Consider the following 12,705-nt stretch of genomic DNA (forward strand, 5'->3'; position numbering starts at 1 on the left):
CTTGGGGGTGAAATAATGTATAAGGTTTATAATATTGGATTAGATGTTGGATCAACTACAGTTAAAATGGTAGTTTTAGATGGTGATGCAAATATATTTTATAAGAAATATATGAGACATTATTCTGATATAAAAAAGACTGTAACTTCTATGTTTGAAGATGTGAAGGGACTGCTCAATAATAAGGCTGTATCAATTGTGATTACTGGCTCAGGTGGATTAGGTATAGCTCAAAAACTTAAAATTCCTTTTACACAAGAAGTTATTGCTTGCACAACTGCAATAGAGAAATTTATTCCTGATACTGATGTTGCCATAGAACTCGGTGGAGAAGATGCAAAAATAACATATTTTGGTGAATCTTTAGAGCAAAGAATGAATGGTACATGTGCAGGAGGTACGGGAGCATTTATTGATCAGATGGCTTCTCTATTACAGACTGATGCTTCGGGACTTAATGAGATGGCTAAAGATTATAAGCAGATATATCCTGTAGCATCTAGATGTGGAGTTTTTGCAAAGACTGATATTCAACCTTTGTTAAATGAAGGTGCTGCTAAGGAAGACATCTCAGTCTCAGTTTTACAAGCGGTTGTAAACCAAACAATAAGCGGATTGGCTCAGGGCAAGCCTATAAGAGGAAATGTTGCATTTTTAGGTGGACCTTTAAACTTTATGTCAGAGCTTAGAAAAAGATTCATTGAAACTTTGAAAATGGATGATGAAAATATTATATTTCCTAAGAATTCTCAGTTTTTTGTGGCTATTGGAGCGGCTCTTTCTGCTGTAGAAGAAGAAACTCAATCCTTTGATATCTTATACAGTAAATTACCCGAGATAGATAAATTAAATGACGATGAAAATAAGGAGTTAGAACCATTATTTGAAAATGAAGATGAATATAATAAATTTGTGAAAAGACATTCTAAACACAAGGTTAAAAGAATTGATATAGAAAAATATGAAGGTAAAGCATTTTTAGGGATAGACGCAGGATCTACTACTACAAAGGTAGCTTTAATTGATGAACAGGGAGCTTTACTATACTCCTATTATGGTAGCAATATGGGAAGTCCATTGCAATCAACTATAAAAGCATTAAAGGATTTATACAGTAAAGTTAATAATAAAATAGATATTGTGAATTCAGCTGTTACAGGATATGGTGAACACCTTCTAAAGTCAGCTTTAAAGATAGATCATGGAGAAATTGAAACAGTTGCCCACTATAAAGCAGCGGATTATTTCTTGCCAGGAGTGGATTTTGTTTTAGATATTGGTGGCCAAGATATGAAGAGCTTAAAAATACATGATGGAGTGATAGATTCAATCATGTTAAATGAGGCTTGTTCTTCTGGATGTGGCTCTTTTATTGAGACATTTGCTAAATCATTGAATATAGAAATTAAAGATTTTGCAAAGCATGGTTTGAAAAGTAAAAAACCTGTTGACCTTGGTACTAGATGCACAGTATTTATGAATTCTAGAGTGAAACAGGCTCAAAAAGAGGGGGCAACGGTTAATGATATATCCGCTGGCATATCAACCTCTGTTATAAAGAATGCTTTATTTAAAGTTATTAGATTACGTAGTCCTGAAGACTTAGGAGAAAAGATAGTAGTTCAAGGTGGAACCTTCTATAATGATGCAGTCCTTCGTTCTTTAGAGCAAATTTCTGATAGAGAAGTGGTTCGACCAGATATAGCTGGAATTATGGGAGCATTTGGTGCTGCTTTAATTGCCAGAGAGAAATATACCCTAAATTATCAAACAACTATGTTAAAAGCGGACCAATTGGATGATTTTTCTGCTAATACCACTATGGAAAGATGCAAGCTTTGTGGTAATAATTGTTTATTAACTATAAATGAGTTTTCAAATGGCGGTAAGTTTATTTCTGGAAATAGATGCGAAAAGGGCGCAGGAATCCAGAAAAAGAAAAAGGATATACCTAATTTATTTGAATATAAATATAAAAGAGCTTTTAGCTATAAATCTCGCCCAGTTAATGAAGCTCCTCGAGGATTAATTGGGATTCCTAGAGTTCTAAATATGTATGAGGATTATCCATTCTGGTTTACATTCTTTACAGAATTAGGATATAAAGTTGTTATTTCAGGACGTTCTTCTAAGAGAATATATGAGATGGGAATGGAAACAATTCCTTCTGAATCAGTATGTTATCCTGGAAAATTGGTACATGGACATATTGAAGATTTAATAAACAAGAGGATAAATAAGATATTCTATCCTTGTATACCTTTAAATATTAGAGAGGATGAGAACTCTGATAATCACTATAATTGTCCTATAGTGACATCATATCCTGAAACTATAGCTGCGAATATGGATAAATTGAATGATAAATCTATTATATTCTTTAAGCCTTTCTTACCTTTAGATAATCAAAAAAGGTTAGTGAAGAGGTTAAATGAAGAGTTAATTGAAGAGAAAATTAATAAAGATGAAATACAAATTGCCGTTGATAAGGCATATAAAGAGCTTGAAAAATTTAAATGTGATGTGAAAAATAAGGGTGAAGAAGCCCTTAAATATATAAGAGAAAATGACATGAAAGGTATTGTACTAGCAGGTAGACCTTATCATGTGGATCCAGAAATAAATCATGGAATCCCTGAAATGATAAATTCCTTTGACTATGCAGTACTTACTGAAGACTCTATTAGTCATTTAGCCGATGTGGAAAGACCAATTAGAGTAGTTGACCAATGGGTATATCATTCAAGATTGTATGCTGCAACAACCTATGTTGCTAATCATAATGATCTAGAGTTAGTTCAGCTGAATTCTTTTGGTTGTGGTCTAGATGCTGTTACAACTGATCAAGTACAAGAAATTTTAGAAGACCATGGGAAAATATATACTCTGCTTAAAATAGATGAAATTAATAACCTAGGAGCTGCTAGGATTCGTATACGTTCACTTATTGCAGCAATCAAGGAGAGGGATAGAAGAGGTTTCGAACCTAAAAAACTATCAGAAGCACCAAAGAGGGCCGTGTTCACTAAGGAAATGAAGGAAAAACACACAATTTTAGCTCCTCAAATGTCTCCAATTCATTTTCAATTTTTGAAAACTGCCTTTGATAAGGCTGGATATAATCTTGAAGTGCTTCCATCAGTTGACAAAAAAGCTGTTGACGAAGGATTAAGATACGTAAACAATGATGCTTGCTATCCATCCATTATCGTTGTTGGACAGCTTATGAAGGCATTAAAGTCGGGAGAATATGATGTAAATAATACTTCGGTAATAATATCTCAAACTGGAGGAGGTTGCAGGGCTACCAATTATATTGCTTTTATGAGAAAGGCTCTAAAGGATGCGGGTATGGAGCAGGTTCCTGTAATATCATTGAATGCCTTAGGGTTTGAAAAAAATCCAGGATTTAAATTAACTCCTTCTTTGATTCATAATTTAATGAAGGCAGTGGTTTATGGGGATTTACTTATGAGAATCCTGTACAAAGTGAGACCTTATGAGAAGATACCAGGCTCTGCAAATAAACTTTATGACCATTGGATAGAAAAATGTAAATATTCCTTAATGAATGAGAGATTTAAAGAATTTAAAGAAAATATATATAAAATTGTTAATGATTTTGATAACCTGGAAATACAAGAAGATTTAAGAAAACCAAAGGTTGGAATAGTGGGTGAAATACTTGTTAAGTTCCATCCAACGGCCAATAATAATATTGTGGACTTACTTGAAGATGAAGGGGTAGAGGCAGTAATGCCTGATTTAATTGACTTCTTCTCCTATACTGCCTATAATAGTCAAGTAAAGTATGAAAAGCTTTCTGGAAGCTTTAAGGGTATGTTGAGTAGTAAAGTTATTATTAAGGCAATAGAATTTTATAGGAAGGATATGAAAAAGGCTCTTAATGAAAGTCAAAGATTTGAAGCACCAAAATCTATTGAAGATCTTGCAGAAGGAGCTGCAAGGCATCTATCTTTAGGTAACCAAACAGGAGAAGGATGGTTTTTAACAGCAGAAATGGTTGAGTTGATTGAAAGTGACGTAAATAATATAGTATGCCTACAGCCATTTGCTTGTTTGCCAAATCATATTACCGGTAAAGGTATGATTAAGGAATTAAGAAGGGCATATCCTAAATCTAATATTGCTGCTATCGACTATGACCCTGGGGCAAGTGAAGTTAATCAATTAAATCGAATTAAGCTTATGTTATCGGTAGCGTTTAAAAATATGGAAAAAGAAGTTACTGATATATCTAATGAGTTAAATAAAAGAAGCAAAGAACAGATTGCTGCGACTAACATATAGTTTTCATATGGATTACTCTATTTAGAGATAAGATTATTGAAAAGAGGGGTTTAAAACCCTTCTTTTTTATTATACAATACTAAGAGATAGGGCTTGTTCATAATTTGTTCATATTTTCGTAATACTATTGTTATATAATTGTTTATAATATGTGACATTTATGAATTTGTTGAAATTATAGAATATGGAGGGGAATCTATGATAGAAGTTAAAGGGTTAACTAAAAGGTATGGTAATCTAGTTGCTGCCGATAACTTAAACTTTACTGTTCAAGAAGGCGAAATACTAGGCTTTTTAGGACCTAATGGTGCAGGAAAATCTACCACAATGAAAATGATGACAGGATATATGCCATCAACTGAAGGTACCGTTTTAATAGATGGATTAGATATCATCGACGATGCTCAAGAGGCTAAAAGAAAGATTGGATATGTACCTGAAATTCCACCGTTATATAAAGATATGACTGTAACAGAATATTTAAGATTTGTAAGTGAATTAAAAAATATTCCTAAGAAGGAGATAAAGGAAAAAATTCAATATGCTGTTTCAAAGCTGAGACTTGAAGATGTTAAGAATAGATTAATAAGAAACATTTCAAAGGGATTTAGACAGAGGGTTGGTCTAGCCCAGGCAATACTCGGTAAGCCAGAAATTCTTATCTTAGATGAACCAACAGTTGGACTTGATCCAAAACAAATTATTGAAATGAGGGAATTAATTAGAGAACTAGGTAAGGAGCATACTATTATGATAAGCTCACATATTCTCTTTGAGATCAACCAATTATGTGAGAGAGTAATTATTATTAATAAGGGAAAAATAGTTGCAATTGATTCTCCTGAAAACCTTTCTAAAAGATTGAGTACTGCTTCAAGATTATCTTTAAGAATAGTTGGAGATGAAGAGAAAGTTATAAATACCATCAAAGAAATTCCCGGAGTACAAAGTGTATCGGTAATAGGTCAGGTTGAACAGGAATCATATGATTATAATGTGTTATCAGATACAAACTATGATATAAGAAAAAGAGTATTCTTTGATATGTCTAAGGCGGGATTCCCCATATTAGAGATGAAGACAGTAGAGCTTACTCTAGAAGAAGTATTCCTTCAACTTACTGGATTAAGTGAAAAGGGAGAAGGAGTAGTAGAAGAGGGGGAAAGTGAGGATGAATAAAACTGCAACAATATTTAAGAGGGAAATGAAGTCATATTTCTATTCACCTTTAGCGTATGTTATTATTTCGGTTTTCCTAGTTATATCAGGATATCTATTTACAACTAGTATTCTTTTTACTAAATCGTCATATATGCAAGATGTATTTACCAATATGGTAACTTTAATGATATTTTTGATTCCTTTACTTACTATGGGACTATTAACTGAAGAAAGGAAGCAGGGGATTGACCAACTATTATTTACAACTCCCCTTGGAGTTACAGAATTTGTTATGGGTAAGTTTTTAGCTGCATTTTCTGTTTATAGCATTATGCTAGTCTTTACTTTTATGTATCCAGGGGTACTAGAGATATTTGGAACACCAGACTATGGTTCAATAGTAAGTGGGTATATAGGTCTTTTATTAGTTGGTGGAGTATTTATTTCGGTTGGTTTATTTGCATCCTCCTTAACTGAGAGTCAAGTTATAGCAGGGTTAGTATCCTTTGGTATACTATTAACTATTTGGCTACTTACAATGCTAAAATCAGTACTGAGTGGTATTCTAGTTACTATTGTATTAAAGATAGACTTATTTAATTATTTCTACGATTTCCAAAATGGAATATTAGATTCTAATGCAATTATAGTTTATCTAAGTTTTATCTTTGTATTTTTATTCTTGACCACTAGAGTAATTGATAGAAGACGTTGGAAATAAGGGGGGCAGAAAATGAAGAAATTATTTAATATGAGAAGATTAAAATACGGAAGTAATTCAATAATTCTAACTGTATCAATTGTTGGAATTGTTATTCTTTTTAATATATTAATAAGTAATTACAATATGAGAATAGATATGACACAGAACAAACTACACACATTATCAGATAAAACTAAGCAAGTATTAAGTAATTTAGATAATGATATAGAAATTATAGGATTTTTTACTGATGATTCAGACTTACTTCCTCAAATAAATGAACTATTGAAGGAATACAAACATCATTCTGACGATCTTACAATTTCATTATTGGATATAAACTCAAATCCTGTAAAAGCTAGACAATATGATGTTACTGACTATGGAACAGTTGTAGTTAAAAGTGGAGATAGAATTGTTAGAATCAGAAGAAATGATTTTTATCAGATGGACTTTAGAACTACTGAAAATGTATTTGCAGGAGAGGAAAAAATTACTCAAGCCATTGTTGATGTAACAACTGAGAAGCAGAATAAAGCATATTTCTTACAAGGTCATGGAGAATTGTCAGGAGATAGCATACACTGGTTTAAAAGTTCTGTTGAAGGAGAAGGATATATTGTTGATGATTTAAATATGGCACAGGAAAATGGAATACCAGAGGATGCTGATTTATTAATCATTCCTGGTCCTACAAAGGATTTTACCTCAGATGAATTGTGGTATTTAACTCAATATACCGACAATGGTGGTAGAATAATGTTCTTGATGAGAAGGGTACAAGATCAGGCCTCAATAAATGGCCTTCTGGGGTATATGAGAAGTCTTGGAGTACAGGTAAATAATGACTTAGTTATTGATCCTGAAAGAAATTACTTTAATGACCCAATTACGATTATTCCAGAATATAAAACACAAACTATAGTAAATAAGCTTAAACAAGCAGGACTATATGTGATTTTAACAGATGCTATTAGCATCGAAAAATCAGAAAATATAAAGGATAACACTTTATATGAACCGCTTCTTGAAACTAGTAATAAAGCATGGGGTGAAACAAATTTAACAGCAGATGATATTAATTTTGATGAAAATGATCATGAAGGTCCATTAACCGTAGCAGCAGCAATTACTAAAAATGGAAGACAAAAGGCTATGAAGGTAGTTGTGATTGGTAATGTAGCTATTGCGACAAATGAGTTGATAAATGAACAGGGAAATATGGACTTTATAGTCAATGCTATAAACTTTACTCAGGATAAAGAAGAATTGATATCCATAAGGACAAAGAATAGAGTAATGGAACCTTTAACAATTCAAGGTAATCAAGGTACATTCTTATATGTAGTTCTTGTAGGAGTAATTCCTCTGATAATATTTGCAGCAGGACTTATCATCTTCATAAGGAGGAGAAGAAGGTGAGAAAGTTTAGAGGTACGATTATAATAGCTATAGTATTTATAGTTTTCCTTGGGTATTATTATTTAGTGCCTAGAGATACTGGACTAGAGGGTTATGAATCACTAGTAGGAAATATTGAAGGAAAGACCATAAATGAAGTCATTGTAGAGCAAGAGGAAGGAAATAAAACTATAATTAATGAGGATAATACTTGGTATGTAATAGATGAAAATAAGTATGTTGCCGACCAGCAGACTATAGAAGAGATGGTAGGTAAACTATCAAAACTTGAATCTATTGGGATAATTGAAACCAATCCAGATAATTTTGACCAATATGGCTTAAAAAATCCAAAGTATAAGCTCTTTATGAAAGCAGATGGCAATACGCAGGAAGTTGATATTGGAGATTATACTCCATCAGGAGATTGCTATTTTGCTAAGCTTCCAAATAATGATACAGTTTATAAAGTAGGAGCAACTAGATTTAAAGAAGTAACTAAGCCTATTGACGAGCTTCGAACCAAACAAATCTTTACTGGAGATCTGGAAGATATGAAGAAAATTGAGGTTACTCGAGAAGATAAAAGATTGTTGACCTTAATAAATGATGGTGGATGGAAGATACAAGAAGGAAAAGATTCATTTGATATAGACCAAGAGCAACTATCTAATTTTGTGAATGATTTAAAGAAGATTAAAATAGCTAATTTTCACAATGAAGAAAATGAAGAGATATCTTTCTATGGATTAGATAACCCTTCACTAACAATAATACTAACCTATAGTGATGAGGAAGTTGAAAAGTTAGTGCTAGGTTCATCAGCTGGATTAGGAGAAATATACGGAAAAAGAGGAGATGGAGAAGGGATATTCAGTGTTCCCTATGATGAAGTTAAGTTCTTTGAAACTATGACTGTAATAAAGAAAAATTAAAATAATAACGACCATATCTTGATATGGTCGTTATTATTTTAAGCTAAATAAAGGATTTATTTTGGCTTACTTATGAACATTTGTGTATAGATATATCCATATTTATCACTTGGAGTTATTCCAATTCCAATATGAGTAAAGTCTGGACTTAGAATATTCTTCCTATGACCACTTGAATTCATTAGTGCGTTATGGGCATTTTCTACGCCAGAATTACCAGCTAAATTTTCTCCTGCGTGTAAGTATTCTATACCAAAGCTTTTCATCATATCAAATGGACTACCATAGTTAGGAGAATAATGGCTGAAATAATTATTTTCTGCCATATCTTGAGCTTTAATTCTTGCAACCCTTGCTAATTCTAAATCAACCTCTAATGGAGGTAAGTCATTTTTAGTCCTTTCCATGTTGACTAACTCTACCATTCTTTGTTCTTGATCGGTTAACCTTTTAACAGGGTTAGCCGGTGATTGTGTATTGTTTTGATTAGTGTTAGGCGTTGTGTCTGGTTGATTATTAGGTGTTTGGTTGTTTGTATTAGGTTCTTGGTTATTACCTGTGTTTGGTTGATTTGGCTGCGTTTGGTCAGAATTCGGTATATTGTTTGGTTGTTTAGCAGTATCTGTTTCTTTTATAACTGGTTGTACTGACTCATTATTTACACATCCAACACGATTGTTATCTAGCTTAATGACATACCAATCTCCTACCTTACCAAGTACGTTTGCTACATCATTTTGATTTAAGGTTCCAATTGTATCAAAGCTTTCTCCTGCACCTGATTTAACATCGCATCCATTTCTAAGAATTTTAACATTTTTAACTTCTGCAGTTTCAAAAATTGATGATTCATTAGTATCCATAGGTTTTTCACTAGGACTAGTACAGGAAGTTAGTAAAAGCAAAATTATAGTCAATACTAAATATTTCTTTTTCATTGTGCACCTCCTTTAATTAATTTGTTAGATAATTTTACTTATCAGAAATATTATTTGTTTTATTTTACTTAAATATTAAAGTTAAAAATAATTTAAGCTTGGAAATATAAGTTAGCAAAAAAATAAACCCTGATGATTTATCAGGGTTTTTTCATTATGTTAATTTATAGTTTATCTAAAGTACTGACAATAAAACAATTAAGATTAGTATAGCGATGATTCCTCCAACGATCCAATACAGGAACTTTTTCTTTACAAAAAATATTTTGGTCATGGAAAACCCTCCTTAAAATCCTTTGATGGCAAAAGGACTATAATATCTCATATTAATAATCTATTTCATAAAATCATAATATATGACTAATTGATTAAAATATTAATAAATAGAAACAAATTGCTCCTAAATAACGGTAGGATGAATAATTATAATTTGTATGTAATAATTACACGACAAAAGCAAATAATGTTAACTGTCAATTGTCCGAAAATTAACAATATTACAACTTGTCATAATTTTCAAAAATGATATAATAATACTATAATTATTAATATTTCGTAACAATTATTAATAATTATAGTATTAGGAGTAAAGTTACTTCTAATAAAAAATTAACAAGGGGGGAATTTTTAATGGAAAAAAGACAACAGTGGGATAGCAGAATGATTTTTATTTTTGCAGCAATTGGTTCAGCTGCTGGCCTAGGAAATGCATGGAGATTTCCGTATATGGCAGCCTCTAATGGCGGTGGTGCATTTTTAATTCCTTATTTTATTGCACTTATTACTGCGGGTATACCGTTATTAATTCTTGAGTTTGGTATTGGACATAAGTTCCAAGCTGGAGCACCAACAGCATTCAGTAAAGTTAAAAAAGGTTGGGAAGGCTTAGGCTGGTGGTCTATCGGTGTTAGTTTCGTTATAGTTACATACTATGCTGTAATTATGGCATGGGTATTTGACTATCTATGGTATTCACTTTCATTGGCATGGGGTGATGCACCGGCAGATTTCTTCTTAAATAATGTTCTTAAGCTTTCAGAAGGACCAGGTCATTTAGGAGGATTCAGCATTCCAGTGCTTATAGGTCTAATTTTAGCTTGGCTAGCTGTTTACTGGACAATTAGAGACGGAGTAAAATCTGTTGGTAAGGTTGTTAAGTGGACTGTTCCTTTACCAATTATAATGCTTGGAATCCTTGTAATTAGAGGATTAACATTGCCAGGTGCTATAGATGGTATCAATTACTATCTAAATCCTGATTTCTCTAAGTTATTGGATCCAAAGGTTTGGGCTAGTGCCTATGGACAGGTATTCTTCTCATTAAGTGTTGCTTTTGGTGTTATGATTGCCTATGCTAGTTATTTACCTAAGAAATCTGACATAACTAACAATGCATTCATTACTGCATTTGCAAACTGTGGAATTAGTTTCATGGCTGGTTTTGCAGTATTTGGAACAATGGGATATATGGCAGCTGAGAAAGGTGCTTCAGTGGCTGAAGTTGCAGGCACAGGAGGAATTGGATTGGCTTTCTGGGTATATCCAGAGGCTATAAGACTACTACCATTTGGATCTGTAGTTTTTGCACTAGTATTTTATATTATGTTATTAACTCTTGGTATTGATTCATTCTTCTCACTTGTAGAAGGTGTGGTTGCAGGGGTATCTGATAAGTGGGGCTTTGGTAAGAAGAAGACAACTATTGGAGTTATATTAGTTGGATTTGTTATTAGTTTAATCTATGCAACTAAAGGTGGTTTACACTGGTTAGATATAGTTGATAGATATGTAAATAACTATGGTATTATTGGTGTTGCTTTATTTGAAACTATAGCTATAGGTTGGATTTACAAATCTAGGAAACTACGTGAATATGTAAATCCAATATCTGAGGTTCATCTAGGTGGATGGTATGACGTCTTAATTAAATTTATAGCACCTTTAGCTTTAGCAGGTATTCTTGTATGGAATATTGTGCAAGAAATTATTGATGTTACACAAGGAAATGCCTATGGTGGATATCCAGTTTGGGCAATAGCCGTAGGTGGTTGGTTAGTAGCGATAGTACTTATAGTTGGCTCAATTATATTAGGAAAATCAAAGTCTAGTTATGTTATGGAAGAGGCTTCTGAGGAAGTAGAATAAGCAGGAAGGATAATATTACAAGTACCTTACAATGAGGGGGAATATATATGTCATTAGGTGCATGGATAATGCTTATATTTGGGATTGTTATTCTGTATGGAGGGCTTTTTTGGGCAGTTTCAAATGCTAGAAAGAGTACTAATAAATAGAATAATAATTTGTTAGTAATAAAGGAGGACTGCAGTTGAATGCGGTCCTCTTTTGATTACAATTTCTTTTTTTAGCTTTAGCTATACCTTTTAATATTAAGTTGTTAAGCAAATTAATATTAACCTAAGTAAATTGCATATTACAACCTTATTAGAAACACATTTGTTTTGTAAATATGACTTTTTTATTTAGCTACAATAGGTTTCTGATGGCTTGCTATTCTAAGGGGTCTAATTCTATAATGTACTCAATCTCTTCATTATTGTAGCTAGTATACTTTGGCATCTTTATCAACTCTTCTAAAGTAATAGCTTTTTCTCCATCTTTTCCGTTAACTGTCAATCCATCGTAATACCAAGTCATTGATTTCTCAATATTAATAATTTTCCATTCATTATCTATTTTCTGTAGAGTATAGCGTTTGTTAACATAATCAACTGTATTTTTTTCATCATGGAATTTTGTAATTCTTTGAGTGAATACATATCTGAAGTCATTAACATTAGGATCATATACATCTGATATCTTTAATGTATTTTCGACATTTTCATTGGAAATAAAAGAAGTCATGTTGTATTGCATATCTTTTTTTAGCTTTTCTTTATGTGCTTTTAAATCATCTATAGATAACCCCTTTAAATCAATTCCTTTAAACTCTTTTAATTGACCATTTTCATCATAAGAAGAAAATATCACTTCATCATCTAAATCAGGAAACCAGTCCACAAGTATTCCTTCTATATTAGATTTATAATCGGAATAGGTTATGTCTAAGTGCTTGAACTTAATATCATTAACTGCTAATATCTTAACTTTATCAATCATTTTCTCTTCTATACTTTGTGAAGAACTTTCTTGAGTTTCACAACCGGAAATAAGGAATAAAAGAATTAAAATAGATATAAACATACTTTTTTTCAAAATAATCCCCCCATAATATAAATATTTTATCAATTATTTC

9 protein-coding genes are annotated in these 12,705 nt (G+C 32.2%); 7 read left to right on the forward strand and 2 right to left on the reverse strand.

Translation table 11 applies throughout. From position 1 onward, the window contains the following. Nucleotides 1-15: 15 nt before the first annotated feature. The 5 genes from JMO20_RS13770 to JMO20_RS20635 all read left to right on the forward strand — a co-directional run bounded on the left by JMO20_RS13770 (nt 16) and on the right by JMO20_RS20635 (nt 8,511). Nucleotides 16-4,311: a 2-hydroxyacyl-CoA dehydratase gene (locus JMO20_RS13770; RefSeq protein WP_202710265.1), complete on the forward strand. Its 4,296-nt coding sequence runs from the start codon at nt 16-18 to the stop codon at nt 4,309-4,311. A 198-nt stretch (nt 4,312-4,509) separates the two neighbouring features. Continuing rightward, a complete protein-coding gene (locus JMO20_RS13775; protein ID WP_202710266.1) occupies nt 4,510-5,490 on the forward strand; it encodes an ABC transporter ATP-binding protein in 981 nt (326 codons plus the stop codon). Beyond that, on the forward strand, nt 5,483-6,193 hold the full coding sequence (locus JMO20_RS13780; protein ID WP_202710267.1) for an ABC transporter permease: 711 nt from the start codon (nt 5,483-5,485) through the stop codon (nt 6,191-6,193). Before JMO20_RS13775 ends, JMO20_RS13780 begins: the two co-directional genes overlap by 8 nt. 12 nt (nt 6,194-6,205) lie before the next feature. Continuing rightward, nucleotides 6,206-7,597 (forward strand): GldG family protein, encoded by a 1,392-nt coding sequence (locus JMO20_RS13785; protein ID WP_202710268.1) that lies wholly within the window; start codon nt 6,206-6,208, stop codon nt 7,595-7,597. Continuing rightward, nucleotides 7,594-8,511 (forward strand): DUF4340 domain-containing protein, encoded by a 918-nt coding sequence (locus tag JMO20_RS20635; protein WP_202710269.1) that lies wholly within the window; start codon nt 7,594-7,596, stop codon nt 8,509-8,511. The genes JMO20_RS13785 and JMO20_RS20635 overlap by 4 nt, the downstream gene beginning before the upstream one ends. 56 nt (nt 8,512-8,567) lie before the next feature. On the opposite strand, the gene JMO20_RS13795 is transcribed toward JMO20_RS20635, so the two are convergent. Next, nucleotides 8,568-9,449, reverse strand: a complete 882-nt coding sequence (locus tag JMO20_RS13795; protein WP_202710270.1) for a CAP domain-containing protein — start codon at nt 9,447-9,449, stop codon at nt 8,568-8,570. A gap of 630 nt (nt 9,450-10,079) precedes the next feature. Here JMO20_RS13795 and JMO20_RS13800 point away from each other — a divergent pair. Next, complete coding sequence (locus JMO20_RS13800; protein ID WP_202710271.1) at nt 10,080-11,594, forward strand: sodium-dependent transporter; 1,515 nt, start codon at nt 10,080-10,082, stop codon at nt 11,592-11,594. A gap of 47 nt (nt 11,595-11,641) precedes the next feature. Beyond that, a complete protein-coding gene (locus tag JMO20_RS13805) occupies nt 11,642-11,743 on the forward strand; it encodes a MetS family NSS transporter small subunit (RefSeq protein ID WP_202710272.1) in 102 nt (33 codons plus the stop codon). A 217-nt stretch (nt 11,744-11,960) separates the two neighbouring features. On the opposite strand, the gene JMO20_RS13810 is transcribed toward JMO20_RS13805, so the two are convergent. Then, nucleotides 11,961-12,665 (reverse strand): hypothetical protein, encoded by a 705-nt coding sequence (locus tag JMO20_RS13810; protein ID WP_202710273.1) that lies wholly within the window; start codon nt 12,663-12,665, stop codon nt 11,961-11,963. Between the last annotated feature and the right edge of the window lie 40 nt (nt 12,666-12,705).

It is taken from the genome of Sporosalibacterium faouarense, from assembly GCF_016765695.1.
Lineage (GTDB): Bacteria > Bacillota > Clostridia > Tissierellales > VENL01 > Sporosalibacterium > Sporosalibacterium faouarense.

Bases quoted from the DNA above. Each gene is read 5' to 3' on its own strand.
- JMO20_RS13770 (WP_202710265.1), top strand. From the start codon at position 16: ATGTATAAGGTTTATAATATTGGATTAGATGTTGGATCAACTACAGTT.
- JMO20_RS13775 (WP_202710266.1), top strand. From the start codon at position 4,510: ATGATAGAAGTTAAAGGGTTAACTAAAAGGTATGGTAATCTAGTTGCT.
- JMO20_RS13780 (WP_202710267.1), top strand. From the start codon at position 5,483: ATGAATAAAACTGCAACAATATTTAAGAGGGAAATGAAGTCATATTTC.
- JMO20_RS13785 (WP_202710268.1), top strand. From the start codon at position 6,206: ATGAAGAAATTATTTAATATGAGAAGATTAAAATACGGAAGTAATTCA.
- JMO20_RS13795 (WP_202710270.1), bottom strand. From the start codon at position 9,449: ATGAAAAAGAAATATTTAGTATTGACTATAATTTTGCTTTTACTAACT.
- JMO20_RS13800 (WP_202710271.1), top strand. From the start codon at position 10,080: ATGGAAAAAAGACAACAGTGGGATAGCAGAATGATTTTTATTTTTGCA.
- JMO20_RS13805 (WP_202710272.1), top strand. From the start codon at position 11,642: ATGTCATTAGGTGCATGGATAATGCTTATATTTGGGATTGTTATTCTG.